The organism is Labrys sp. KB_33_2 (assembly GCF_052114505.1).
Classification (GTDB): domain Bacteria; phylum Pseudomonadota; class Alphaproteobacteria; order Rhizobiales; family Labraceae; genus Labrys.
This window is the reverse complement of the sequence record NZ_JBFREW010000014.1, coordinates 103,299-128,755: the sequence shown is the minus strand read 5'-3', so window position 1 is coordinate 128,755 and position 25,457 is coordinate 103,299. Positions and strand designations below refer to the sequence as shown.

The following is a 25,457-nucleotide window of genomic DNA, read 5'->3' as shown; positions in this document are numbered from 1 at the left end:
CAGGCGGGTCAGCGTTGCGCGGCACGCCGTTCGGCGACGCGTGAGAGTGCGGCCCAGTCGAGATGGCCTTCGCCATGGGCGAGGGCGTCGAGATGGTTGTCGCGCAGCACGCCGGCGAAGGGCAGCGGCACGTTGACGGCATCAGCCGCCGCCAGGGCCAGACGCACATCCTTCAGGCCGAGCGACAGCTTGAAGCCGGCGGGCTCGAAGCGCTCCTCCGCGATGGCGGCGCCATAGCCCTTATAGGGCGGCGCGGCGAAGATGGTGGAGGTCAGCATCTCCAGGAAGGCAGCCTTGGCGACGCCGTGCCCCGTTGCCAGCGTGGCCGCCTCGGCCATGGTCTCGATGGCGCTGGCGATCATGAAATTGGCGGCCAGCTTTACCGCGGCCGCCTGTTCCGGCCGGTCGCCGAAACGCCAGGTCTTCTGGCCCAGCACGTCGAACAAGGGCTGGACCCGGTCGAGCTGGTCGGTATCGCCGGCCGCGAGGATGTTGAGCTGGCCGGCCTCCGCCACGTTCACGCGCCCGAGCACCGGAGCGGCGATGTAAGAGAGGCCGCGGGCTGCGTGCTCGACGGCGATGTCTTGGGTAAAGGCGACGGAGACGGTCGCCATGTTCACGACGACGGCGCCCTTGCCGAGGGCGTCCAGCGCGCCTTGGCCGAGCAGGACGTCCCGGCTCGCCTCGTCATCGGCCAGCATGGCGATCAGCACCTCGGCGCCATCAGCCGCATCGGCCGGCGAGGCGGCCCGTTCGGCCCCCAGCGCCGCGAGGCGGGCAACCGGCTCCTGCGAACGATTCCATGCCCGCACGCGGTTGCCCGCCTTGACCAGATTGGCGGCCATGGGGAAGCCCATGGTACCCAGACCGAGAAAACCGACTTGCATGATCGAGAACTCCTTAATTGGAAATGATCGTTTCCGAATTGGCTAAAAAAATCAGTCGAGCACTTTCAGCGCGAGATCCACGATATCCGCCATGTCGCCATGCCGGCGGCCGGTCTTGCCGACCACGCGCATGCCGAGCAGGATGCACAGGATGGTGCGAGCCGCCTGATGGGCGCCGAGATACGGATTGACGGAGCGATCCGCCTGCCCCTGCCGGATCAGCTCGATCAGCAGCGCCTCGTTGCGGCGCAGGGCCAGCGAGACCAGGTCGGCGAGATCCTCGTCGAGGGTCACCAGTTCGACGGCGCTGCCGACGACCAGGCAGCCGCGGCGCCCTTCGAGGTCATGGGCGGAATCGACATAGAAATCGAGCACGGCACGCAACTTTTCGCGCCCGGTGGCCAGTCCCGCGATGCGGGCGCGCAGGCCGATATTGCGCAGTGAGGTATAGCGTTCGAGCGCCGCCACGAAGAGGGAGCGCTTGTCCTTGAAGGCCTTGTAGAGGCTGCCCGCGGTCAGATCCATCGCCTTGCCGAGATCGGCGATCGAGGCGGCGTGATAGCCACGCTCGCGAAAGGCGACAATGGCCTTGTCGAGCGCGGCCTCGAGATCGAACTCCCGGGGGCGGCCGGCCTGGCGCTGGGGAGCGGGAAGGGGAATGGACATGCGGCGAGATTAGGAAATGACCGTTTCCTAATCAAGTCATTTCATGAAAAGAGCGGACTTCCAGTCCGCCTCTTCCCGCTTCAGCCCGTGACCGCCCCTTCGCTGGCCGGCCGGGCGAGTGCCGCGAACTTGGCGAGCACGCCGCGCGTATAGCGGGGGGCGGGCTGGCGCCAGGCGGCGCGGCGCCTGGCGAGTTCGGCGTCGTCGACTTCCAGTTCCAGGCTCTGGCGGCGGGCGTCGATGGTGATGGTGTCGCCTTCCTGGACGAGGGCGATGGTGCCGCCCTCATAGGCTTCCGGCGTGACATGACCGACCACCATGCCCCAGGTGCCTCCCGAAAAACGGCCATCGGTGATCAGGCCGACGCTGTCGCCGAGGCCACGGCCGATGATGGCCGAGGTCGGCGCCAGCATTTCCGGCATGCCGGGCCCGCCCTTGGGGCCGAGATAGCGCAGCACCACGACATCGCCGGGTTTGATCGCGTCCGATAGAATCGCGTCCATAGCCGACTTCTCGTCGTCGAACACGCGCGCCGGCCCGCTGATATAGGGGCTCTTCAGGCCGGTGATCTTGGCGACGGCGCCGCCCTCCGCGAGATTGCCCTTGAGGATGGCGAGGTGGCCTTCACGATAGATCGCCTTGTCGATCGGGCGGATGACGTCCTGGTCGGCGCGCGGCGCGTCCGGCACCTGCGCCAATTCCTCGGCCAGGGTACGGCCGGTGATGGTGAGGCAGTCGCCATGGATGAGACCGGCATTGAGCAGGAGCTTGAGCACCTGCGGCACGCCGCCGGCCTTGTGCAGATCGACGGCCATATATTTGCCCGAGGGCTTGAGGTCGCAGATCACCGGCACCTTGCGGCGCATGCGCTCGAAATCGTCGAGCGTCCATTCCACTTCAGCGGCATGGGCGATGGCGAGAAAATGCAGCACGGCATTGGTCGAGCCGCCGGTCGCCATGATCAGCGCCACGGCGTTCTCGATGGCCTTGCGCGTGACGATGTCGCGCGGCTTGATGCCCTTTCTCACCGCCTCGACCAGCACGCGGCCGGATTCGGCGGCGCTGTCGAGCTTTTCCCGATCAGGGTTGGCCATATTGGCCGAATTGAGCAGCGACATGCCGAGCGCCTCGAAGGACGAGCTCATGGTGTTGGCGGTATACATGCCGCCGCAGGAGCCCGTGGACGGGCAGGCATTGCGCTCGATGCCGTCGAAATCCTCCTGGCTCATCGTACCCGCCATGAAGGAGCCCACCGCCTCGAAGGCGGAGACGATCGAAAGGTCCTGGCCCTTCCAGCGGCCCGGCTTGATGGTGCCGCCATAGACATAGATCGCCGGGGCATTGGCACGCAGGATGCCGATCATGCCGCCTGGCATGTTCTTGTCGCAGCCCCCGAGCACCAGCACGCCGTCCATCCACTGGCCCTGCACCGAGGTTTCGACGCAATCGGCGATGACCTCGCGCGAGACCAGCGAATATTTCATGCCTTCGGTGCCCATCGACATGCCGTCCGAGATGGTTGGGGTGCCAAAGAGCTGCGGATTGCCGCCGGCAGCCTTGATGGCGGCCACAGCGGCATCGGCCAGTGGCTGCAGGCCGGCATTGCAGGGCGTGATGGTGGAATGGCCGTTGGCGATGCCAATCATCGGCTTGTCGAAATCGGCCTTTTCGTAGCCTAGAGCATAATACATGGCCCGGTTGGGGGAGCGGGCGACGCCTTCCGTGATGTGCCGGGAGCGCTCGTTGATCGGCATGGGATCCTCCATTGGCGGGGCAAGGCCCGCATTCAAAATCCCGCCCATGCTAGAGCCGTTCCAATCGTTGGTAAAATATATGTTTCTGGCTATATTAGGTCGTAAAAGATATGAAAAAGCAGCGACGAGAATGGGGCGGATGAGGGGAGTCGGCGCTTCTTGGATAGGCGTGGTGAAAACCCCTCATCCGGCTGCCGCCACCTAAGGCACTTCCCTTGGAAGTGCCAGATCCCGCAAGGGGGCAAGGGACCAAACCGATAGAAGGAGCCCGCATGGATCTGCGGCAGCTGCGCTATTTCCTGACCGTGGCGGAAGAGCTGCATTTCGGCCGTGCCGCCGAGCGGCTGGCAATGACGCAGCCGCCGCTCAGTCAGGCCATCCAGGCGCTGGAGGCGGAGCTCGGAGTCAAGCTGTTCGCCCGCACCAAGCGCCATGTCGCGCTCACACCGGTCGGGCGTGCATGGCAGGTTCATGCCCGGCGGGTGCTGGAGGACGCCAATGGCCTGCCCGACATGGCCCGCCGCCTGTCGCGCGGGGAAGCGGGTCTGTTGCGGCTCGCTTTCGTCAGCACCGCCGATTACAGCCTGCTGCCGGGCCTGGTCAGCGCGTTCCGGGAACGGTACCCGGCCGTGGAACTGGCACTCACGGAAATGACCAGCGACCTCCAGATCGAGGCGCTGCTGGAAGACAAGGTCGATGTCGGCATGGTGATCGCCTCTTCGCGCACCAGCCTGCCCGGGGCACTCGATTACCGGCCGCTGCTGCGCGAACCGCTGGTCGCGGCCGTGCCCGAGGCCTGGATCGAGCAGGGACGAGCCGGTTTTACGGGGCAGGGGCTGCCGATCGACGCCCTGGTGGCGGCACCCCTGATCCTGTTTCCGCGACGCAGCGCCCCTTCTTTCCATGACATCGTCTCCGGTTATTATGCCGCGCATGGCGCGACCCTGCCGGTCAAGCAGGAGGCGATCCAGATGCAGACGATCATCAGCCTCGTCGCCGCCGGCATGGGGCTGGCGCTGGTGCCGCGATCGCTGCAACGCCTGCAGCGCCAGGGCGTGCGCTATCTGGCCCTGCGGGATGCCGCGCCGGTGATCGAGACCGGGCTCGCCTGGCGTCTCGAAGATCGCGCACCGGCCTTGCGGCGTTTCCTGGAAGTGGCGGAGAAGGAAGCAATCTGGAAGGAAGCACTCTGAATGTCCGTCATCATCCGACGTCTCGGCCCCGCCGATGGCGACGACTATCGCACCATTCGCCTCGCCGCGCTTGCCACGGCGCCGGATGCCTTCGGCAGCACCTATGCGGCCGAGGTCGTCAGGCCGGCAGCGGCCTTCGCCGAACGGCTGTCCCAGGCCGCAGTGTTCGGAGCCCATAGGGATGGTCAAATCGTCGGCATGGCCGGCTATCGGCGCCATGACGGCCTCAAGGACAAGCACAAGGGCAGTGTCTGGGGCGTCTATGTCGAGCCGCAGTGGCGGGGGCAGGGCATTGCCGGTGCGCTGATGCAGGCGGTGATCGGGGCCGCGCGTGGCGAGGTGGAACAATTGCTCCTGGCTGTCGTGCAAGGCAATGACGATGCCCTGGCGCTCTACCTCCGGCTCGGCTTCGAGATCTATGGCGTCGAGCCACGCGCGCTCAAGACCGGGAACGGCTATGTCGACGAGGCGCTGATGATACGTTTTCTCGGTGACGACGAGGAAGGCTCTACAACGTCGGGAACGCCGTCGTTATGATGAGCGCGTGGGCACCGCCTCACCGATTTCAACATGGGAGCGTGGGGTCGTTCCGGCACCGTCCGCGAAGGGTTCCGCACGCTCCAAAGATCGAGGTTGAGCGATGAATGACATCGCCCCACACGGCATTCGCTTCGGGCGGATCGCCGCCACCTTGCCTGTCAAGGACATCCAGCGCGCCCACGATTTCTATGTCGGCGTCCTCGGGTTCGCCAAGACCTTCGAAAACGGCAATCCGGTCGGCTTCATGATCCTCAAGCGGGAAGGCGCCGAGCTGCATCTGACGCTGCAGCCGGGCCACAAGGCGGCACCCTTCAACGTGGCGCATCTGATGGTCGATGATGCCGATGCCCTCCATGCCCTGTGCGAGGCCGACGGCCGGCGGATCGTCAAGCGCCTGCAGGACAAGGATTACGGCCTGCGGGCCTTCGTCTTCGAGGATCCGGACGGCAACCGCATCGATGTCGGGCAGTCCCTGTAATCGCCGCAGGAATCGGGTTGCCGGCACCAGGCCGGCAACCCATTCTCGCATCTTTCGAGGCAGGACTGTTTGGCATGCATGCGTGGAGCGAGGAGGGTGGCTGGGCCGAGGCGGGCTCGATGCGCCAACAGGAGGTGCGCGAAGCCTTGATTCGCGCAGTGGAGGAGACCCCTCCCCAACTCAAGGGGCGCGACCTGCTCAAGGCGGACTGGATCGACACACCCATCGGCGCCATGCTGGCGGTCGGCGATCGCCATGCCCTGCATCTCGTCGAGTTCTTCGACCGCAAGGCCCTGCCGGGTGAGCTCGCGCGCCTGCGCAAGGCGGCCCGCTCGGCCATCGCCTTCGGGCGGTCGGCGGCGATCGACAAAATCGAGGCCGAGCTCGCCGACTATTTCGCCGGCCGCTCGCCGGTTTTCGCCACGCCGCTCGCCTTGCATGGTTCGGACTTCACCAGGCAGGTCTGGCAGGAGCTGAGGCAGATTCCGGCCGGGATCTGCCTTTCCTATGCCGCCCTCGCCGGGCGATTGGAGCGACCCTCCGCCTTCCGGGCCGTGGCGCGGGCCAATGGCGCCAATCCGTTCGCCATCGTCGTGCCCTGCCACCGCCTGGTCGGCTCCGACGGCGCGCTCACCGGCTATGGCGGCGGCATCTGGCGCAAGCGCTGGCTGATCGAGCACGAGCGCCGCTGGAACTGATCGCCTGGAGCAGCACCTCATGATTGACGGCGTGACCGCGCGCTTGATCGAAAACGATAAAGGCACCGACCCGTGTCATGCCCGGGCTTGACCCGGGCATCCAGCTCTTCGTCGCGCCCCTGTTGAAAGGGAAGGCAGGATTGCCGGATCAAGCCGCGCAATGACAAGGGTTGCACCATTCCATGAGGCGCTCCAAACACGTATCGAGTCTTTGGCTTTGCAGGGCCTCGCTTGCTCTGTAATGAGAGGCGGACCCTTTCTTCCAAGGCGTTTTTGGGATTTGCCGGAAACGGCAAGAATCGCAAACACGCGCTTTGCTCCAGGAGACTCGCTCCCATGGCCCTACTTTTGTGCATCACCCAGTGGGAGGTCGAGCCCTGGCTCGAGCGGCTGCGCCGCCTGGCGCCGGATCGCGACATCAGGGCTTGGCCCGATGTCGGCAATCCCGCCGACATCACCTATGCGGCCGTGTGGAAGCAGCCTCCGGGCCTGCTGGCTGGTCTGCCCAATCTGAAGGGCATCGTTTCGCTCGGTGCGGGAGTCGATCACGTCCTGTCCGATCCGACCCTTCCCAATGTGCCGCTCGGCCGCGTGGTGGACGACAATCTCACCGGCCGGATGAGTGAATGGGTGGTGATGCATGCCCTCATCCATCTGCGCAACCAGAGCGATTACTATCTGCTGCAGCGCCAGAAACTGTGGCGCGAGGTGATGCCCTCGCCGGCCGCCCATGAATTGCGGGTGGGCGTGATGGGCCTGGGCGTGCTCGGTGTCGATGCCCTCGGCAAGCTCAAGACCATGGGCTTCGACGTCGCCGGCTGGAGCCGGACGCCCAAGCATATCGAAGGCGTGAAGACCTATGCCGGCGACGAACTCGATGCCTTCCTGGGCCGCACCGACCTGCTGGTCAGCCTGCTGCCGCTGACACCGGCCACCAAGGGTATTCTCAACCGGGCCCTGTTCGAGAAGCTCGCCCATGATGGCGTGCTCGGCGCGCCCATCCTGATGAATGCCGGCCGCGGCGGCCTGCAGGTGGAGGCCGACATCATCTCGGCGCTCGACGAGGGTGTGTTGCGGGCCGCGACGCTCGATGTCTTCGAGACCGAGCCTCTTCCGGTGGATAACCCGCTCTGGGAGCATCCGCGCGTGACGATTACGCCCCACAACTCGGCGATATCGGATGAAGACGCGGTGGGACGTTTCGTGCTGCGCCAGATCGAGCGTCACGAGCGAGGGCTGCCCTTCGAGGCACCTGTGGACGCCGCCCGGCATTATTGATCCGCAAACCGCCTCCGATTCTTCATAACGCACTCATATCGCTAGGAAAATTCGGAGATTGGAACTTTATTTGCGGAAGGGCATTTCTGCTCGCGGGCGACGTCGTGAAAATAATGTAACGTTGACGCCGCCGCCATACGGTCTTACCTAATTGGGGGCGACCTCAGGGTGTGTCGTCAGTTATKGCTTCGGGTTTGACGGAAGCCATAACTGACGACACGTCCAAGGGGGTACCACCCGGATGCCGGCCCTTCGGCCTGCGTGTCTCAAGAAGCGGAGCGAAGCATGACGCTGCGTGTCTCAGGACAAAATCTCGACATTGGCGATGCATTGCGGACCCACGTTCAGGCGAGGGTTGCCGAGAGCCTGTCGAAATATTTTGACCAATCCTACACCGGCCAAGTCACCGTGAAGAAGGAAGGCACCGGTTTCCGAACCGATTGCCGTATCCACCTTCCCACCGGGCTTACCCTGCAGACCGAATCGATGGCGCATGACCCGCACGCCAGCGTCGATCTGGCGACGGAACGCCTGACCAAGCGTCTCAAGCGCTACAAGCATCGCATCAAGGACTATCACGCCGGCCCGGACACCGCGACCGCGGCCGAGTCGACCGACTACGTCATCACGGCGCCGAACGAGGAGGAGGGATCTCCCGAGGAGTTCACGCCGGTGATCGTGGCCGAGAACACCACCAAGATGAAGCGCCTTTCGGTGAGCGAGGCCGTTGTCGACCTCGATTTGACCGGTGCGGCCGCCCTCGTTTTTCGCCACGCTGGACATGGCCGCGTGAACGTGGTTTACCGCCGCCCCGACGGCCATATTGGCTGGATCGACCTGCCGCAGACAACGGCAGAGTCGACCTGACAGGCCCACCAGATCGAGCGCCCGCCTCCCAAGAACATTTCTGAAGGGGCGGGCGCCAAGCTATTGAGCCGGCCCTTTCGCATGGGCTCCCGGCTCGAACCCCCACGAGGAATGCGATGCCTTTGAGTGATCTGCTGCCGCAGGATGCTGTGCTTCCGGCGCTGAGAGTAAACTCGAAAAAGCAGGCTCTGCAGGAAATTGCCGAACGTGCCGCTGCACTGACCGGCCTGGGCGAGCGAGAAATCTTCGATACGCTGCTTCAGAGAGAACGCCTGGGATCGACCGGCGTCGGCAACGGCATTGCCATCCCCCATGGCAAGCTTGCCAAGTTCAACCGGATCTTCGGTTTGTTTGCCCGCCTGGAGCGGCCGATCGACTTCGAGGCCCTGGATGGCCAGCCGGTCGACGTCATCTTCCTGCTGCTGGCGCCCGAAAGTGCCGGCGCCGACCATTTGCGAGCCTTGTCGCGCATTGCCCGCATGCTGCGCGATCCCAGCATCGTGCAGAAGCTGAGGGCGACCAGTGATGCGGCGGGTCTCTATTCGATCCTGTGCGAGGAGCCGGCGTCACACGCCGCCTGAGGGTCTCGGTGTGCCGGCCTTCTCAGCTCCATCGAGAGATGGAGCGGGACCGGCAGGGGACCTCGGCCTATGTCGGGAGGCGATGGCCGGTCTGAAGACCGACACACCGCGTAGCCAGCCTCCGGCTCAGAAGTCCCCAAGCCCCAATACATCAGCCATGGAATAATAGCCCGGCTTGCGGCCGAAGCCCCAGAGCACGGCCTTGAGGGCGCCCCTGGCGAACATCGTGCGGCTTTCGGCCTTGTGCGAGAATTCCAGGCGCTCGTTCTCCCCTGCGAAGATCACGCTGTGCTCCCCGACCACGGTGCCGCCCCGCAAGGTCGCAAAGCCGATATGGCCCTTCTCGCGAGCGCCGGGATGGCCGTCGCGCACCCGGTCGGCATTGGCGTCGAGATCGATGCCGCGGCCCGCGGCGGCGGCCTGGCCCAGCATCAGGGCGGTGCCGGAGGGCGCGTCGACCTTGCGGTTGTGATGCATTTCCAGGACCTCGATGTCGAAATCCGCATCCAGGCTCTTGGCGACGCGCTTGACCACGGCCGCCAGCAGGTTGACGCCCAGGCTCATATTGCCGGACTGCACGATCACCGCATGGCGCGCCGCCGCCCGGAGGCGGGCGAAATCCTCCTTCGACAGGCCGGTGGTGCCGATCACATGCACGATGCGCATCTGCGCGGCCAGAGCAGCCAGCTCGACGGTGGCGGCTGGCGCTGTGAAGTCGATGATGCCTTCAGCCGAGGTCAGCAGGCTGAGAGGATCGTCGGTGACGATGACACCATTGGCATCCAGGCCGGCAAGGCGGCCGGCGTCCTGGCCAATGGTTGACGATCCGGTCCGCTCGACGGCACCGGCGAGCACGACGCCCGGCGTCTCCGCGATCATGCGGATCAGGGTCTGCCCCATGCGCCCGGAGGCGCCTGCTACGACGAGCCGCATGTCGGCCATGGTGAACTCCTTGTCTGCCGGGCGCTCGAATGTCCGGGCATAGGCACTGGGATCGTGTGAATGGCGAAACGACAGCTAGCCCTTCCCCCCGCTTCGCAGGGCGAGGGGCCCTATCGTCGCGCTCCTTCGTTGCGTCTACCATCTCGCTCGACCGTTGTCCTCGTGCCTTTGGGCGTCCCATCCGTTCATGGATGGGCCCTGCCTCAGACGTGACTGCCGCACCTCGTATTACCGCAACGCTCGCTCCATGATGATTGCCGTCGCCGGCGCCCCCTTGGCCTGGGCATAATAGGCTTGGCGTCTTGCGATCTCGTTGAAACCGTGGCGCCGATAGAGGCTGATAGCCGCGACATTGTCCTCGGCGACCTCCAGGAAGACCTTGTGGGCGCCTGCCGCGGCGAGACGGCCGAGATGGTGCTGCAGCAACAATGTCGCCAGTCCGGCGCGGCGGGACGCGGGCGCCACGGCGACGGTGAGGATCTCGGCTTCATCGACCACCACCCGGGACAGGGCAAATCCCGTCGGCGCTCCCTTGCCGCCCGGGCGGGCGAGATGGGCGATCGTCAGGCGGTCGGCCAGCATGCGTTCGAATTCATGCGCATCCCAGCCCCGTTCGAAGCCGGAAGCATGGATGGCGGCAAGGCCCACCGCGTCGCCGGCCTTTGCATCGGCGATTACGGGAGGCTGTTTGCGGCCGAACCAGCTCATGCCCACGCCCTCATTGCCGCGCGATCTGGCCGTTCTGCTGCGGCGTCGCGTCGGCGGGCTTGAGATAGGTCGGCTTGGGCGGCGAGTCGGCGGGATCAGCGAGCAGGCCGAGCCTGGCCACCCAGTCGATGTCCGGGGCGGGACTCGCATCGACGATATGACCTGCCGTGCCGGCGGCCTTGGCTTCCTCGAACAACAGTGGCGCGGCCGGCCCCGCCATCTTCACCGTCGTCGGCCCGAGGACGCGCGCGGCCTCGCGCAGCGGGATGCAACTGGCCTCGACGATGCTGCGGCCGCGATTGGAGAACAGTTCGAAATAGACGTTGCCATGGCGGGCATCGATGGCGACGGCGACGTGCTGGCCATCATTCTCGTCGATATGAGGCGCGGCGATCGCCGCCAGCGTGGAGATGCCGACACAGGGCACCCGCAGCGACAGGGCAAAGGCCCGTGCGGCCGAGATGGCGACGCGCAGTCCGGTGAAGGAACCCGGTCCGACAGTGGTGGCGATACGGTCGATCAGGGAGAAGCCGCCGGAACGCTCGACGACGTCGCGCACCAGCGGGATCAACGCCTCGGCCTGGCCGCGCGCCATCGGCAAGGTCTGCGAGGCGATGGCGCCATCATCGGAATCGAACACGCTGGCCGAGCAGGCTTCGAGGGCTGTGTCGATGGCCAGGATACGCATGGAAAACACCTATGGGAGGCCGGACCGTCCGGCTGCCGCCAAATCCCAGCGATATCGCAGGACTTGGCCCCTGTGCAACGCCCAATCCGATAAAGAGGCCGAATGGCTCTTTGTGCCAGACCTAAAGCGCCTTGTTCCAAGCAGCGTTTCCCGGCGAGGCGCACCGATGGGCCTCGCCGGGAAACGCTGCAAACGTTTGATATCTTGCAGATTCTTCTTGATCGTGGCCGTGGCTCGACCAAGAAGAATCTGCTTAGGGGACCAGCAGATAGATCGGCAGATAGCCCTTGTCCTGCAGCAATTCGACCAGTTCGGCCACCGGGAAGGCGGCCAGGAACAGGCAGGCGTCCAGGAAGGTGCGTGTCACCAGCGAGGTCTGGATCTCCAGGGTCGGCACCGAGCGCCAGAGCGAGAAATTCGGCAGGAAACGAGGCACGCGGGCGCAATAGGCGTCGTAGACGGCGCCGAACTTGGCGTGGAGGAACTGCTCCTCCTTATGCGTCACGATGCTGAAGATCACCACGGTGATGGTGAAGACCAACGCTGCCGTGGTGATGGTGCCGAACTGGGCCCCGGCGCCAGCGGCGCCGATGAAGGAGAAAACGTAAAGCGGATTGCGGCAGATCGAATAGGGGCCGTCCTCGACGATGAGCTGCTTCTTGCGCCCGCCGATATAGAGGGAGCACCAGGTCCGTCCGACGATGGCGATCACGATCAGGACCAGCCCGACGCTTTCGATGGTTTCGTGGAAGCCGTGGCCGGCATCGTCCTGCCACAGGGAGTCGGTGAACAGCAGCACCGCGAAACCGAGCACGCCCAGCAAGCCGAGGACGATCCGGCGTATGGTCTGCACGGCATTGATGTCGATGGCATTGCCGATATTGCCGCTGCCCTTTGTATTGTTCATGTAGCCACTCGATTGAGGTGCCGGCCCGCGTGGGACCTGCGCCCCGGCATCACGCCAAATGCAAGATTCTCGACATGAGAATGTCATGACACTACTTCGCGCAAGCGCCTGCGTCCACGTCCTACGCCGTGCAAAAGCCGCAATGCTCTTCAGGCCGGGCGGTCGGGGATGGTGATCCGGAACGTGGCGCCGCCTTGATCCGCCTCCTGGCCGAGCAAGGTAAGCGTGCCGCCATGCGCCCGGGCGAGTTCGGCGGCAATCGCAAGGCCGAGGCCGGAACCGCCGGGGCGCGTCGAGCCGGAAAAAGCCTCGAACAGCTTCAGGCCGGCCTTTTTCGAGACGCCCGGACCATTGTCGGCGACATCGATGGTTACGACGGTGCCGGCCCGCCATCCGCTGATGCCGATTGTGTTGGGTGAGCCGTCAGGCGCGGCATAGCCGTCGAGGGCCTGCGCTGCGTTGCGGCAAAGATTGAGCAGGATGCGCGAAAGCTGGTCGGGGTCAGCGTCGATCTGCAGGCCGGGCTCGAGCTTCTCCGTCCAGATCAGCTTGTCGTTCGCCTCGCCGAGGCCGAGGAGTTCGCGGGTATCGGAGACGACGGGCGCGAGTGCCATCCGACGGCGTGCGGGGGTGGGCTCGGAGGCGAGCCCATAGGAAAGCGAGGACTGGCAGAAGGCGATGGCCCGGCCGATGGTCTGAATCAGTTTGGGCGCCAGCCGCTGCACGATGGGATCGTCGGTCTCGGTCAGGCGGTCGGAAAACAGCTGCGCGGCGGCCAGCATGTTGCGCAGGTCGTGATTGATCTTGGAAACGGCGAGGCCGAGCGCCGCCAGCCGGCTCTTTTGCTGCAGCATGCCATGGAGTTGGCGCTGCATGGTGGCGAATTCGCGCTCCGCCACACCGATTTCGTCGTTGCGGCCGGAGGTGCGGATCACGCCCGCTTCATCCTCGGGATCGGCGGCAAAGCGCATCATGGCGCCGGTGAGCCGGCGCATCGGGCGCACGATGAACAGGCTGAGGGTGAGATAGATCAGGCCGGCGGTGATGGTTGAAATGGCGAGCGTGATGGCGAGCCAGCGCCGGGCGAAATCGTACATGCCCTGTTGGAGCGGCGTCTCGTCGACGACGATCTCGACATATTGCCCATGCATGGGGGCATCGCCGATCACGCGGATGAAGCGCCCCCTGGGAGCCAGCAGCGTATCGAGCGCGTCGCTGATCGCCTCCATCGCCGTGAGGCTGCGCAGGTCCGTGGCGATGGCGACGGTGGGCGGCATGTCGGAGGAGGCGAGCAGTCGCTTGCTGTCGTCGGTCTTCAACGCCACCATCTTGGCGCCCACCGAGGCGAGGATCTGCCGGGCGAGATCATCGGAAACCATGCCGTCGGGCGCCGCTTCCAGCACCAGCGCCGCGGTGATGGCGGAGGCGATGCGATTGGAGAGCCAGTTTCGGCGATAATTGGCCACCACCGGCAGGTAGACCAGCACTTCGGCCAGCAGGCCGAAGAGGATGGTGAGGACGAGCAGGCGGGCCGACAGTCCGAAACGGCCGGGCCTGTTGCCGGGCTGGGGGCTGATGGAAGAGGAACTGGACACGCCATTGCCTTAAAGGAATTTGGCAAGGCTCGCCAGAGGCTGCTTGCGAGGGCGGCTTTGGAGCGCGGACTTCCGGTCCGCCTCTTGCCAACTCACCAAGCGCGGTGTTTCCAAGAGCGGACATCGCGACATGCAAGCATCTCGCTGAGAAGTCCACGGGTCGGGCAACGTCCCATTGCTTTTTTCTGGCTTTTTGGCTGCGCTTCGACTATAGGGCCGCATCCCGGCGCGGATGTGCCGGATTTTACCCGCCTCCGCCGACCCCGCTGGACGACATCCCGGCCGGGCCTTGGTGGACGGCGATCCTGGCCAGACAGGCCTCCTTCGTCGCAAGACGGTACCGGCAATCGCGCGCCTCGCGCCGCGAAGGCCTATGAAAGGACTATCGATGTCGATCTCGCAAGAGCGCAAGACCGCGCTCATCAAGGAATATGGCGCCAAGGCCGGCGATACCGGTTCTTCGGAAGTGCAGATCGCGATCCTCACCGAGCGCATCACCAATCTGACCGGCCATTTCAAGTCGCATGTGAAGGACAACCACTCCCGTCGTGGCCTTCTCAAGATGGTGGCTCTGCGCCGCTCGCTGCTCGACTACATCAGGTCGCGCGACGAAGAGCGCTACAAGTCGATCATCGCGCGTCTCGGCATCCGCCGCTAAGACCGATCAAGCCCGGAAGGCTCCATGCCTTTCGGGCTGTTCCATTTCAAGACCGGGACGCGGCGGCATGGGGCCGGCGCGAAAGCCCACAGACCGGATAGGCAGCAGGCCATGGCAGGATCGCAGGAAGCAAGCCTCGAACGTTGTATGTGAGGATGCTTCCCGCCATCTTGCGATGGCTGCTTTTGTTTCAGGCGCCGTTGGTAGACGCCCTGCCTCGTCCGGTCGATCCACACAACAGGATTGATCCTTAATGTTCACAATTTATCGCGAAGAGCTGGAATGGGCCGGCCGTAAGCTGACCCTCGAAACCGGCAAGATCGCCCGCCAAGCCGACGGCGCCGTGCTTGCTTCCTATGGCGACTCGACCGTGCTGGCCACGGTGGTTTCGGCCAAGGAGCCGAAAGCCGGCATCGATTTCTTCCCGCTCACCGTCAACTACCAGGAAAAGGCCTTTGCGGCCGGTCGCATCCCTGGTGGCTACTTCAAGCGTGAAGGCCGCCCGTCCGAGCGCGAGACCCTGATCTCCCGCCTGATCGACCGTCCGATCCGCCCGCTTTTCGTAGATGGCTATCGCCATGACACCCAGGTCGTCGTCACCGTGCTGTCGCATGACCTGATCAACGACACCGACGTCCTCGCGATGGTCGCCGCCTCCGCTGCGCTGACCCTGTCGGGCGTGCCCTTCATGGGTCCGGTGGGCGCCGCCAGCGTCGGTTTCGTCAATGGCGAGCTCAAGCTCAACCCCACCCTCGACGAGATGAAGGAATCCTCCCTCGAGCTCGTGGTCGCCGGTACCGCCGACGCCGTGCTGATGGTGGAATCGGAAGCCAAGGAACTCTCCGAGCAGACCATGCTCGAGGCCGTCATGCTCGGCCACAAGGGCTTCCAGCCGGTGATCGAGGCGATCATCCGCCTGGCCGAGAAGGCCGCCAAGGAACCGCGCGACTTCCAGCCCGCCGACAATTCGGAACTCGAGAAGGCGATGCTCGCCGTGATCGAGACCGAGCTGCGCGCTGCCTATTCCATCACCGCCAAGCAGCAGCGTTATGCTGCCGTGGATGCCGCCAAGGCCAAGGTGTTCGCCCACTTCCTGCCTGAGGGCGCCGAGAACCCGGCTTATTCCAAGCAGGTCGTCGCCGAGGTCTTCCATGACCTGCAGGCCAAGGTCGTGCGCTGGAACATTCTCGACAAGGGCGTGCGCATCGACGGCCGCGACGTGAAGACGGTCCGCACCATCGTCGCCGAAGCCGGCATCCTGCCGCGTACCCATGGTTCGGCCCTGTTCACCCGTGGCGAGACCCAGGCCCTGGCCGTTGCCACGCTGGGCACCGGCGACGACGAGCAGTATGTCGACAGCCTGGAAGGCACCTACAAGCAGCGCTTCATGCTGCATTACAATTTCCCGCCCTATTCGGTGGGTGAGACCGGCCGCATGGGTTCGCCCGGCCGCCGCGAAATCGGCCATGGCAAGCTCGCCTGGCGCGCCCTTCACCCGATGCTGCCCCCGCAGCACGAGTTCCCCTACACCATCCGCGTCGTCTCCGAGATCACCGAGTCCAACGGCTCGTCCTCGATGGCGACGGTCTGCGGCACCTCGCTGGCTCTGATGGACGCCGGCGTGCCGCTGCGCGCCCCGGTTGCCGGCATCGCCATGGGCCTGATCCTGGAAGGCGAGCGCTTTGCCGTGCTCTCCGACATCCTGGGTGACGAGGACCATCTCGGCGACATGGACTTCAAGGTTGCCGGCACCGAAGGCGGCATCACCTCGCTGCAGATGGACATCAAGATCGCCGGTATCACCGAAGAGATCATGAAGGTCGCTCTGGAGCAGGCCAAGGGCGGCCGCCTCCACATCCTCGGCGAAATGTCCAAGGCCCTGTCCGGCGCCCGCGCCGAGCTCGGCGAGCATGCCCCGCGCATCGAGGTGATCACCATTCCGGTCGACAAGATCCGCGAAGTGATCGGTTCGGGCGGCAAGGTCATCCGCGAGATCGTGGAAAAGACCGGCGCCAAGGTCGACATCCAGGACGACGGCACCATCAAGGTCGCCTCGGCTTCGGGTACGGCGATCAAGGCCGCGATCAACTGGATCAAGTCGATCGCGTCCGAGCCCGAGCTCAACGCCATCTATGAAGGCACCGTGGTCAAGACCACCGATTTCGGCGCCTTCGTCAACTTCTTCGGTGCCAAGGACGGCCTGGTTCACATCTCGCAGCTCGCTGCGAACCGCGTGAACAAGGTCACCGACGTGATCAAGGAAGGCGACAAGGTCAAGGTCAAGCTGCTTGGCTTCGACGAGCGCGGCAAGGTCCGCCTGTCGATGAAGGCCGTCGATCAGGCCACCGGTGAAGACCTGGAAAAGAAGGCCAAGGCAGACGGCGAAGCCGCCGCCGAGTAAGGCAGCCTTCCAGCGCCATGAATCAGAAAGGGCGGCCCCGGCGGGCCGCCCTTTTTGTTGTCCGGCTTGCTGTCAGGCCGCGCTGGCCCGGGACACCCGATAGCGCGGGGCCGGCTTGGCGTGGGAGAGGTTCGGCGACAACGCCTTGCGGGTGGCCTCGAAGCTATCCCAGTCGGCGATGTCGGGCAGCGCCGGGATGGTGGCCAGTTCGCCCTGGTCGAGGCCGGCGAGGGCGGCGTCCACCATGTTTTCGGCCGACATAACGCCGATGCTCTCCGGCAATTGCTCGACAGGCACGCCGAGGACGTTCCAGAAATCGGTGGCGGTGGCGCCGGGCAATACGGCCTGGACACGGATGTTCTTCTCGGCCAGCTCGTGATGCAGGCTCTGGCTGAAGGCGAGCACATAGGCCTTGCTGCCGCCATAGACGCCGTTGAGCAGCTCCGGCGCTACAGCCACGATGGAGGCGATGTTGACGATGGTGCCGCCGCCGCGCTCGACGAGGCCGGGGACTGCGGCATAGGTCAGCCGCGTGAGAGCGGTGACGTTGAGGCCGATCATTTCTTCCATCTTCTCGACCGAAGCCTGGAGCAGGGGTGTCGCGCTGCCGAAACCGGCATTGTTGACCAGCCCCGTGATGCTCTTGTCGCTCTTCAGCACGGTCTCGACGGCGGCAAGGCCGTCCTTGGCGTTCAGATCGGCGGCGAGGATGCGCACCTGGCGGCCGGTTGCCTTCTCGATGCGGCCGGCGAGGGCCTTGAGCTTGTCCTCGCTGCGGGCGACCAGGATCAGGTCGTAGCCGCGGCGGGCTAGGCGGTCGGCATAGACGGCGCCGATACCGGAGGAGGCGCCCGTGATCAGCACGGTGCCCTTTGGGGTGGTGGACATGGGAAATCTCCATGGGTTGCAATGAGCGGAGACTAGACCCGCTGGCTTTTGTCTCAAATGTCATATATGCCACCTTTCAGGACACAAAGAGGAGGCGCTCATGCAGCGCGTCGGCTTTCTGATTTCGCCGAATTTCCAGATGATGAGCTTTGCCGCTCTCTCGGCCTTCGAATTCGCCAACTATGCCGCCGACAGGGCGCTCTATGACATCGCCATCGTCTCGGAGAGCGGCGGCCCCGTGCGAAGTTCGGTCGGCCCCAAGCTCGACAGTCTTTGCTTCGGCGAGCCTGACTTCGATACGCTCGTGGTTTGCGGCACGCCCGATGTCGATCCGCCGACACCGGGTGTCATCGATTATGTGCGCCAGGCGCCGGCGCGCTCGCGGCGCGTCGCTTCGATCTGCACCGGCGCGTTCGTGCTCGCCGAGGCGGGACTGCTCGACGGCCGGCGCGTGACCACCCATTGGCTCTGGACGCGCGATCTGCAGGCCCGCTTCCCGCGGCTCAAGGTGGATGAAGACCGCATCTTCATCGCCGACGGCCAGATCTGGACCTCGGCCGGCATGAGCGCGGGCGTCGACCTCGCCCTCGGCATGGTGGAGGAGGATCACGGCGCCGAGCTCGCCCGCATCGTGGCCCGGCAGCTCGTGCTCTATCATCGGCGCGGCGGGGGGCAATCGCAGCATTCCAACCTGCTCGACCTCGACGCCAAGTCGGACCGGATCCAGACGGCGCTCACCTATGCCAAGCGCAACCTGCATGCGCCGCTGACGGTGGAACAGCTCGCCGAGGTGGCCCATCTCAGCCCGCGCCAGTTCAGCCGTGCCTTTCGCAACGAGACGGGCCAGTCGCCGGCCAAGGCCGTGGAGAATCTGCGTGTCGAAGCGGCGCGGCTGATGATGGAGCAGACCCTCCATCCCATCGACGTCGTGGCTGCGGAAACGGGGTTCGCCGACCGCGAACGCATGCGGCGCGCGTTCCTGCGGGCCTTCGGCCAGCCGCCGCAGGCGATCAGGAGGCTGGCCAAGGGACCTGCCGGCCTGATGTGACATCCCTCGCCGAGGAGCTTCGTCCGGCGGTACACGCGATCGTTGTCGATGTGAGAGCCGTTCGCTTCGGTGTTCCGGGCGTATCGGGAGAGCGGGCATGGTCGTGCTAGAGACGATCCGCGGGCGGCGGAAGCGCCGGCCGGTCCTCCGGAGAGAGTTCATGTCACGTCGTCTGCGCCTTTTGCTCCTGGCCGTTTGCTGCCTTGCCCCTTCGGCCTTGGCCGCGAAGGGCAAGCCCGGTGTGCCCTATCCCGCCGAGGCGCAGGGTGTGTGGACCCGCGATGTCGAAAGCTGCACCAGCAGGAAGGACCTGCGGGGCGAGGCGCCGATCCGGATTGCGGTCGAGGGCAAGGACTGGACGGAGGAGGGCGGGATCGGGCAGGCCAGCTCCGTCACGCAGATCGCGAAGGATCCTCCCACCTGGCGGCTGCAGGTTTCGGAAGACAGCGAGGGCGAGACCTTCGACTACGCCGTCATCCTGGTGAAGATCGGCAAGGAATTGGTGACGATTTCCCATGCGAGCGTGGACGGCGAGAAGACGCCGGTGGTGCATACCTATCGCAAATGCGGATAGGCTCGGCGTGGTGAAGCGTTTATGCTCAAGCCTGTTTCGCCTCAGCGAAATGCGCTGAAATCGAGGGTCGAGGCCACCCGGCCTGTTGCTTTTCTCCGTGCTTGTCGCTATAGACGCCGCTTCCCCGCATCGACCGGCTGATAAGGGCTGCCGTGGCGATGTTGTTGGCTCGGGCGCTTTTCAAAAAGCACACGGCTTACCGGTGGCGGAACCCAAAAGGTTTCGGCGCCTTTTTTATTCGGAGACGAGCAAAATGCCCAAGATGAAGACCAAGTCGGGCGCTAAAAAGCGCTTCAAGATCACGGGAACCGGCAAGGTGGTGCACGCTCAGCAGGGCAAGCGCCACGGCATGATCAAGCGTACCAACAAGCAGATCCGTAAGCTTCGCGGCACGCGCGTCCTCTTCAAGACGGACGGCGATAACGTGAAGAAGTATTTCCTGCCGAACGGCTGATCGCCACGGCAACGCGAAACCTTAAGGAGATCAGCGAATGGCACGCGTGAAACGGGGCGTTACGTCCCATGCTAAGCACAAGAAGACACTCGACGCGGCGAAGGGCTTTTACGGCCGCCGCAAGAATACGATCCGCATCGCCAAGCAGGCGGTCGATCGTTCGATGCAATACGCCTATATCGGCCGCAAGCTCAAGAAGCGCAACATGCGCGCTCTGTGGATCCAGCGCGTCAACGCTGCTGTCCGTGAGCTCGGCCTGACCTATTCGAAGTTCATCGCGGGCCTGGCCAAGGCCGGCATCGAGATCGACCGCAAGGTGCTGTCGGATCTCGCCATCCGCGAGCCGGAAGCCTTCAAGGCCCTGGTCGAGAAGGTCAAGGCTGCCGCCTAAGCAGCGCTTTACCGAATATGGTTCCTGAAAAACCCGTCGCGGCAACGCGGCGGGTTTTTCTTTTGGGCTTTCGGAGCCAACCGAATCTTGCAAACTGAGAGAGTCGCAAAGACGCGTTTACGCTTGGATGCGCCTTGCTCCAGGGAGTGCCGGCATGGCTGCGAAATCGAAGTTTACGGCAGCGACCCTCGCTGAACTCGGCCCGGCCAAGCTTGCGGACCTGATTTTCGAGGAGGCGCAGGCCAATCCGGCTTTCCGCAAGCGGGTGATTGCGGCGCTGGCCGGTACGCAGGGGCCTGAAGCCGTCGCCAAGCTGGTGGAACGACGCCTTTCGGCCCTGGAGAAGGCGCGCTCGTTCATCGATTGGCCCAAGCTCAAGGAATTCGAGAAGGATCTGTCGGCGACGCTGGCGAGCATTACCGGCGAGATCGGCACCGGTTCGGCCCCGCTCGCCGTCGATCTTCTGCTGCGTTTCATCGCAACCGCGGGGGGTGTTTTCGCGCGGGTCCTGTCCTCCAGCCGCCTGGAAGACCTCTATGGCGAGGCGATCGCGGCCCTGGGGCCATTGACCGTTCGGCTGGAGCCAGGCGACCTCGCCGGCCTGCCCGAGAGGGTGATGGCCCTTGCCGGCCAGGCGGGCGATATCGCTCCTGCTATGATCGCTTCGTTCCTGGAGCAAGCCTCGGCGACGGATCTGGATGAATGGGATCGCCTGCTGGCAAGCAAGGTGGCGGCGCTGCAGTCGGCCTACATGGCTCATCCCTATCGGGAGTTGCGCCAGGCCATCGCCATTCGGCGCGACGATCTCGATGGCTGGATCGCCCTGGAGAACGACAAGCCCGTCCAACTCCGCGACCGGCTTGCCGTTGCGGAGAAGCTGCTCGCAGCCGGTCGGGCGGAGGAAGCGCTATCCTGGCTGGGTGTCGAGGAGCCCTCGCCGCTCGCCTATGCCGATGCGCTGGACGTCGCGGACGGCGTGGTCAGGCGGGATTTCCGCCTGCCGGCCCGGATCGGCCTCAAGGCGCGCATTCTGGAAGCCCTGGGCCGCGGGCAGGAGGCCCAGGCCCTGCGCTGGGCAACCTTCGAGACGACGCTCGACGCCGACATCTTGCGCGCCTATCTGGCCAAGCTCGATGATTTCGCCGAGTTCGAGGTCCTCGACAGGGCTTTTGCCCATGCCCTGGCCGCCAAGGCGCGCTACCGCGCCCTCTATTTCCTGACCGAATGGCCGCGCCTTGACCATGCCGCCAGGCTGGTGCTCGATTTCGGGCTGGTCTGGGACGGCAGGCACTACCAGGTGCTGCAATCGGTGGCGGACAGGCTGCATGAGGAGCAGCCCCTTGCCGCGAGCCTGCTTTATCGTGCCCTGGTCGAGGAGATCCTGTCGAAGGGCAAATCGGCCGCCTATGGGCATGGCGCCGCCTATCTCGACAGGCTGGACGATCTCGCCATGCGGCTTGATCCGGGAGCACTGGCGACGCTGGGGCGGCTCAGCCATGCCGATTGGCGGGCCTTTCTAGGCAAAAAGCATGCTCGCAAGGCCAGTTTCTGGGCGGCTGTCGCCAAATAGTCTGCGCAAACCCGCTCCTGTTATGGTGAGTCGGCTGGGATCCTGTTCCCTGAAGAATGGCGGTCGTTTGTGCCGGCCGATAGATTGGCCCGGTGCTGAACCGTTGGGGAGGGCTGCATGGCCGGCAAGTCACTCATGATCGGATTGCTCGTCGCCATCGCCACCGGCCAGGTGCAGGCGGAGGAGACGCTCCCCGAGCCGTTCGCCCGGGCTTGGCAAGCCTGTCAGGACCGCATGACGAGCCAGCCCAATGACTGGATCGGCTGGCGGCGCGACTTTTTCAACGGCTATGGCGACAATTTCGCCTATTGGAGCAGGGAAACGGCCGTTGCCGGGCAGCCGGCGGTTTTGCGGACGGAGACGCTGATCGACGGCGCCCACTCGGTTTCTACGATCTATTGTTTCCAGGCTGACGGCCGGCCTGCACTCACCCGCTCCGTCATGGCCAGCGTCAACATTGCCGACGGGCCAAACATTGAGGTCCCTCTGCAGCGCGAGGGTTGGATTTTCTTCAAGCCGGATGGCGCGCTCGACAGGGTGATCGGCCGGCTCGTCGATGACACGGGCAAAAGCCATCGGCTCGACGAGGCCGGCTGGGTGCCGGGGCGCGGCTGCGACCAGCAGAAGGTTGCCCTGTTCGAGCGTGCCGATGACGTCACCAAGGCCTATGTGGCCGAGATGGGCGACATCGAGGGCAAAAGGCCAGCATTCAAGCCTGAAGAGCTGAATTGGTGCGACAAGGCTCAAACGCCTTGAGAGCACCTATTCGGACGGTGCCGTCAAACCCTTGCGCTCCAGGATCGACCAGCATTCCTCCGCCGTTTCGGCATAGTCGAACAGGCTGAGATCGTCGGCCTTGATGAAGCCTTCCTCGGCCAGGGCCTCGAAATTGATGATCTTGGTCCAATAGGCCTTGTCCATCAGCACGATCGGGCAGAAGGACATCTTGCCGGTCTGGCGCAAGGTGATGATCTCGAACAATTCGTCGAGCGTGCCGAAACCGCCTGGAAATACCACCAGCGCCGCCGAATGCATGGCGAGGTGCATCTTGCGCATGGCGAAATAATGGAAGCGGAAGGTGAGGGAAGGCGTGGTGTAGGGGTTGGGATATTGCTCGTGCGGCAGAGTGATGTTGAAGCCGATGGTCGGGGCACCGGCTTCGTTGGCGCCGCGGTTGGCCGCCTCCATGATGCCGGGGCCGCCGCCGGTGGCGATCACGTTGAAGCGCCCGCCGCCATCCTCGTTGAGGGCGCCGCCGCGGCGCGAAGCGATATAGCCGAAAGTGCGGGCTTCCTTGTACCAGCGGCCGCGATTGCCCGGTGCGTTCTCGCTGACCCGGGCCGAGCCGAAGACCACGATGGTGGAGCGGATATGGGCCGCCTTCATTCCCTCCTGAGCCTTGGCATATTCGAGCTGGAAGCGCACGCCGCGGGTCGAGTCACCCAGCATGAAGTCGGGATCGAGGGCCGCCAGGCGATAGGCCGGCGCCTCGCTTCGCTGCAATTCATCGACCTTCGCGCGCGTTTCGGGGGTCAGGGCCTCGACGGTGGACAGCATGTTGGTGGGCGCGGAATTGTCGGAAGACGGCATGGAGACCTTGCGTGAACCAGTGAAACACTCTGCTCTATTGAGCCGTTGTGCCCGACACTGCAAGACCCCAGCGGTTGTAGGGGCCTTTCGGGTGGGTGCCGTATTGGCTCAATCTGGAAATGGTTGGGATAGGGCACCATGACCCCTCATCCGCCTGCCGGCACCTTCTCCCTTGCGGGTGTCATCCACTCCACTTGGAGTGGACCGGGTTGCGCGAAGCGCCGGGTGAGGGGGCACCGTCGCATCCGGACTTCTGATCTTAATTGAAAAGGCGAGTTCCTAGAGCCCGCGCCCCGACAGCATGTTGCGGCGGATGCGTTCGAGCGCCGAGTCGGCGCCGTCCGGTTTGGCGGCCGGCTCGAAGGCCGACAGGAACTCCAGCAGCGTGTTGGCGAGCGTGTCGCGTCTCAGGCCGTAATGCACGTTCTGGCCGCGCCGTTCACGCCGGACCAGCCCGGCATTCTCCAGGATGGAAAGATGCTTGGAAACCGCGGGCGCCGACATCGCATCGGCGAGCTTTTCGACCACCTGTCCAGCGGTCATGTCTGCCTTCGAAAGATCGGCCAGAATACGCCGCCGGGGTGGCGAGGAAAGCGCTTCGAAGACCTTGTCGACTGTCATATTCCGTTTGCCGTTTTTGCCAAGATGCCCACAAGCCTTTGATAACACGTAATTTTAAATGTTTTCAAGATTAATTAATTAGATAATTAGCGAATAAGTGAATACTTTAGGAAAGCGAAAAGAGGGTTTGAAAACATGCATCGGAAGCGCGCCTCAAGCCGATCATCGGGCTCCAACGCGCCATTTCGCATGGCTCGCCGAGCCCTCTGGTTCCCACTTTTTTCGTCGAGATGGGTGCAAAACCGTTATTTGGCGAGCTAAATCTGCGTTGCCTGATCTGTCGAATGCGGTTCCCTTTTCCGCCAGAAATAGGCTAGAAGGCACCTCGATTTGAGGAAGTGACGATGAGCGACCTAGCCAGCCTGGAAACGACCCTGTTGTCCGATATCGCAGCCGCCGCCGACGAGGCGGGCCTGGAGGCGGTGCGCGTCTCGGCGCTCGGCAAGAAAGGCTCGATCTCCGAGCGCCTGGCGACCCTCGGCAAGATGGCGCCGGACGAGCGCAGAGAGGCCGGCGCCGCCATCAATGTCGTCAAGGAGCGCGTCACCGCGGCACTGGCCGAGCGCAGGATCGTGCTGAAGGCGGCTGCGCTGGAAGCGCGCCTGGTGGCGGAGGCCGTCGACGTGACGCTGCCGGTGCGCGAGAGCGGAACCGAGCTCGGCCGCATTCACCCGATCAGCCAGGTGATCGACGAGATCACCGCCATCTTCGCCGATATGGGCTTCGCCATCGCCGAGGGCCCGGATATCGAGACGGACGAATACAACTTCACCTTGCTCAACTTCCCGCCCGGCCATCCGGCCCGAGAGATGCACGACACCTTCTTCCTGGCGCCCGACGAAAAGGGCGAGCGCAAGGTGCTGCGCACCCATACCAGCCCGGTGCAGATCCGCACCATGCTGAGCCAGAAGCCGCCGATCCGTATCGTCGTGCCCGGCCGCACCTATCGCCATGACAGCGACCAGACCCATACGCCGATGTTCCATCAGGTCGAGGGGCTGGTCATCGACAAGGTGAGCCATGTCGGCCACATGAAGTGGGTGCTGGAGGAGTTCTGCCGCGCCTTCTTCGAAGTGCCGTCGGTGAAGATGCGCTTCCGCCCCTCCTTCTTCCCCTTCACCGAGCCGTCGATGGAAGTCGACATCCAGTGCTCGCGCAAGGGCGGCGAGATCCGCTTCGGCGAGGGCGAGGATTGGCTCGAGATCCTGGGCTGCGGTATGGTGCATCCCAACGTGCTGCGCAATTGCGGCCTCGATCCCGATGAATATCAGGGCTTTGCCTGGGGCATGGGTATCGACCGCATCGCCATGCTGAAATATGGCATGCCGGATCTGCGCCCGTTCTTCGACGCCGACGTGCGCTGGCTCTCCCATTTCGGCTTCCGCCCCTTCGACCTGCCGAGCTTGGCCGGCGGCTTGACGAGCTGAGTTCGCGCGGCGTCGAACCAGACGTGAAAAGCCCTCCCCAAGTGCCAGAGAGG

General features: G+C 64.5%; 27 protein-coding genes. 16 read left to right on the top strand and 11 right to left on the bottom strand.

Annotation, left to right across the window (positions count from 1 at the left end; genetic code table 11):
- Positions 1–8: 8 nt before the first annotated feature.
- From AB4037_RS24170 to ilvD, 3 genes are all read right to left on the bottom strand, one after another.
- On the bottom strand, positions 9–926 hold the full coding sequence (locus tag AB4037_RS24170; protein WP_434959703.1) for an NAD(P)-dependent oxidoreductase: 918 nt from the start codon (positions 924–926) through the stop codon (positions 9–11).
- Between the two features lie 12 nt (positions 927–938).
- Positions 939–1,553 carry a TetR/AcrR family transcriptional regulator gene (locus tag AB4037_RS24165; protein ID WP_441773238.1) on the bottom strand — a complete coding sequence of 205 codons (615 nt, stop codon included), beginning with the start codon at positions 1,551–1,553 and terminating at the stop codon, positions 939–941.
- Between the two features lie 80 nt (positions 1,554–1,633).
- The gene (gene ilvD, locus AB4037_RS24160; protein WP_434958230.1) at positions 1,634–3,307 is read right to left on the bottom strand and encodes a dihydroxy-acid dehydratase; all 1,674 of its coding nucleotides are present in this window, start codon (positions 3,305–3,307) and stop codon (positions 1,634–1,636) included.
- 272 nt (positions 3,308–3,579) lie between these two features.
- Between ilvD and AB4037_RS24155 the strand changes: the two genes are divergently transcribed.
- The 7 genes from AB4037_RS24155 (at position 3,580) to ptsN (ending at position 8,942) form a co-directional block, all read left to right on the top strand.
- On the top strand, positions 3,580–4,500 hold the full coding sequence (locus AB4037_RS24155) for a LysR substrate-binding domain-containing protein (protein WP_434958229.1): 921 nt from the start codon (positions 3,580–3,582) through the stop codon (positions 4,498–4,500).
- Positions 4,501–5,037 (top strand): GNAT family N-acetyltransferase, encoded by a 537-nt coding sequence (locus tag AB4037_RS24150; protein WP_441773237.1) that lies wholly within the window; start codon positions 4,501–4,503, stop codon positions 5,035–5,037.
- Between the two features lie 103 nt (positions 5,038–5,140).
- Complete coding sequence (locus AB4037_RS24145; protein ID WP_441773236.1) at positions 5,141–5,518, top strand: glyoxalase superfamily protein; 378 nt, start codon at positions 5,141–5,143, stop codon at positions 5,516–5,518.
- 74 nt (positions 5,519–5,592) lie between these two features.
- Entirely contained in the window at positions 5,593–6,216 is a 624-nt protein-coding gene (locus tag AB4037_RS24140) for a methylated-DNA--[protein]-cysteine S-methyltransferase (RefSeq protein WP_441773235.1), read from the top strand.
- A gap of 336 nt (positions 6,217–6,552) precedes the next feature.
- The gene (locus tag AB4037_RS24135; RefSeq protein ID WP_441773234.1) at positions 6,553–7,494 is read left to right on the top strand and encodes a 2-hydroxyacid dehydrogenase; all 942 of its coding nucleotides are present in this window, start codon (positions 6,553–6,555) and stop codon (positions 7,492–7,494) included.
- A 285-nt stretch (positions 7,495–7,779) separates the two neighbouring features.
- Complete coding sequence (gene hpf / locus AB4037_RS24130) at positions 7,780–8,361, top strand: ribosome hibernation-promoting factor, HPF/YfiA family (protein ID WP_434958224.1); 582 nt, start codon at positions 7,780–7,782, stop codon at positions 8,359–8,361.
- Positions 8,362–8,477: 116 nt separating this feature from the next.
- Positions 8,478–8,942 (top strand): PTS IIA-like nitrogen regulatory protein PtsN, encoded by a 465-nt coding sequence (gene ptsN / locus AB4037_RS24125; RefSeq protein WP_149253567.1) that lies wholly within the window; start codon positions 8,478–8,480, stop codon positions 8,940–8,942.
- Between the two features lie 126 nt (positions 8,943–9,068).
- Here the strand turns inward: ptsN and dapB are convergent, their stop codons facing one another.
- The 5 genes from dapB to AB4037_RS24100 all read right to left on the bottom strand — a co-directional run bounded on the left by dapB (position 9,069) and on the right by AB4037_RS24100 (position 13,782).
- The gene (gene dapB, locus AB4037_RS24120) at positions 9,069–9,884 is read right to left on the bottom strand and encodes a 4-hydroxy-tetrahydrodipicolinate reductase (protein WP_434959702.1); all 816 of its coding nucleotides are present in this window, start codon (positions 9,882–9,884) and stop codon (positions 9,069–9,071) included.
- A gap of 228 nt (positions 9,885–10,112) precedes the next feature.
- On the bottom strand, positions 10,113–10,592 hold the full coding sequence (gene rimI, locus AB4037_RS24115; RefSeq protein ID WP_441773233.1) for a ribosomal protein S18-alanine N-acetyltransferase: 480 nt from the start codon (positions 10,590–10,592) through the stop codon (positions 10,113–10,115).
- Between the two features lie 10 nt (positions 10,593–10,602).
- The gene (gene tsaB, locus AB4037_RS24110; RefSeq protein ID WP_434958222.1) at positions 10,603–11,280 is read right to left on the bottom strand and encodes a tRNA (adenosine(37)-N6)-threonylcarbamoyltransferase complex dimerization subunit type 1 TsaB; all 678 of its coding nucleotides are present in this window, start codon (positions 11,278–11,280) and stop codon (positions 10,603–10,605) included.
- A 253-nt stretch (positions 11,281–11,533) separates the two neighbouring features.
- Positions 11,534–12,187, bottom strand: a complete 654-nt coding sequence (locus AB4037_RS24105) for a methyltransferase family protein (RefSeq protein ID WP_441773232.1) — start codon at positions 12,185–12,187, stop codon at positions 11,534–11,536.
- 149 nt (positions 12,188–12,336) lie between these two features.
- Entirely contained in the window at positions 12,337–13,782 is a 1,446-nt protein-coding gene (locus tag AB4037_RS24100; protein ID WP_441773231.1) for a sensor histidine kinase, read from the bottom strand.
- A gap of 388 nt (positions 13,783–14,170) precedes the next feature.
- Between AB4037_RS24100 and rpsO the strand changes: the two genes are divergently transcribed.
- Together rpsO and pnp are read left to right on the top strand one after the other, a co-directional pair.
- Positions 14,171–14,440 carry a 30S ribosomal protein S15 gene (gene rpsO / locus AB4037_RS24095; RefSeq protein WP_434958219.1) on the top strand — a complete coding sequence of 90 codons (270 nt, stop codon included), beginning with the start codon at positions 14,171–14,173 and terminating at the stop codon, positions 14,438–14,440.
- Positions 14,441–14,693: 253 nt separating this feature from the next.
- Positions 14,694–16,841: a polyribonucleotide nucleotidyltransferase gene (gene pnp, locus AB4037_RS24090; protein ID WP_434958218.1), complete on the top strand. Its 2,148-nt coding sequence runs from the start codon at positions 14,694–14,696 to the stop codon at positions 16,839–16,841.
- 72 nt (positions 16,842–16,913) lie between these two features.
- Here pnp and AB4037_RS24085 read toward each other — a convergent pair whose 3' ends face one another.
- Positions 16,914–17,729, bottom strand: a complete 816-nt coding sequence (locus AB4037_RS24085; RefSeq protein ID WP_441773230.1) for an SDR family NAD(P)-dependent oxidoreductase — start codon at positions 17,727–17,729, stop codon at positions 16,914–16,916.
- Positions 17,730–17,829: 100 nt separating this feature from the next.
- On the opposite strand from AB4037_RS24085, the gene AB4037_RS24080 reads away from it, so the two are divergent.
- The 6 genes from AB4037_RS24080 (at position 17,830) to AB4037_RS24055 (ending at position 22,522) form a co-directional block, all read left to right on the top strand.
- Positions 17,830–18,777: a GlxA family transcriptional regulator gene (locus tag AB4037_RS24080; RefSeq protein WP_441773229.1), complete on the top strand. Its 948-nt coding sequence runs from the start codon at positions 17,830–17,832 to the stop codon at positions 18,775–18,777.
- A gap of 160 nt (positions 18,778–18,937) precedes the next feature.
- Positions 18,938–19,351 carry a hypothetical protein gene (locus AB4037_RS24075; RefSeq protein WP_441773228.1) on the top strand — a complete coding sequence of 138 codons (414 nt, stop codon included), beginning with the start codon at positions 18,938–18,940 and terminating at the stop codon, positions 19,349–19,351.
- Between the two features lie 253 nt (positions 19,352–19,604).
- Positions 19,605–19,805, top strand: coding sequence for a 50S ribosomal protein L35 (rpmI, locus tag AB4037_RS24070; RefSeq protein WP_434958214.1), 201 nt, complete (start codon positions 19,605–19,607; stop codon positions 19,803–19,805).
- Positions 19,806–19,842: 37 nt separating this feature from the next.
- Positions 19,843–20,196 carry a 50S ribosomal protein L20 gene (gene rplT / locus AB4037_RS24065; RefSeq protein WP_068297422.1) on the top strand — a complete coding sequence of 118 codons (354 nt, stop codon included), beginning with the start codon at positions 19,843–19,845 and terminating at the stop codon, positions 20,194–20,196.
- Between the two features lie 154 nt (positions 20,197–20,350).
- Positions 20,351–21,766, top strand: coding sequence for a DUF6880 family protein (locus tag AB4037_RS24060; RefSeq protein WP_441773227.1), 1,416 nt, complete (start codon positions 20,351–20,353; stop codon positions 21,764–21,766).
- Positions 21,767–21,883: 117 nt separating this feature from the next.
- On the top strand, positions 21,884–22,522 hold the full coding sequence (locus tag AB4037_RS24055; RefSeq protein WP_441773226.1) for a hypothetical protein: 639 nt from the start codon (positions 21,884–21,886) through the stop codon (positions 22,520–22,522).
- Between the two features lie 6 nt (positions 22,523–22,528).
- On the opposite strand, the gene AB4037_RS24050 is transcribed toward AB4037_RS24055, so the two are convergent.
- Together AB4037_RS24050 and AB4037_RS24045 are read right to left on the bottom strand one after the other, a co-directional pair.
- Positions 22,529–23,356 carry a TIGR00730 family Rossman fold protein gene (locus AB4037_RS24050; RefSeq protein ID WP_434958212.1) on the bottom strand — a complete coding sequence of 276 codons (828 nt, stop codon included), beginning with the start codon at positions 23,354–23,356 and terminating at the stop codon, positions 22,529–22,531.
- Between the two features lie 279 nt (positions 23,357–23,635).
- Positions 23,636–23,977: an ArsR/SmtB family transcription factor gene (locus AB4037_RS24045; protein ID WP_434958211.1), complete on the bottom strand. Its 342-nt coding sequence runs from the start codon at positions 23,975–23,977 to the stop codon at positions 23,636–23,638.
- 344 nt (positions 23,978–24,321) lie between these two features.
- Here AB4037_RS24045 and pheS point away from each other — a divergent pair, with 344 nt between their 5' ends.
- On the top strand, positions 24,322–25,404 hold the full coding sequence (gene pheS, locus AB4037_RS24040; RefSeq protein WP_434958210.1) for a phenylalanine--tRNA ligase subunit alpha: 1,083 nt from the start codon (positions 24,322–24,324) through the stop codon (positions 25,402–25,404).
- Positions 25,405–25,457: the final 53 nt, after the last annotated feature.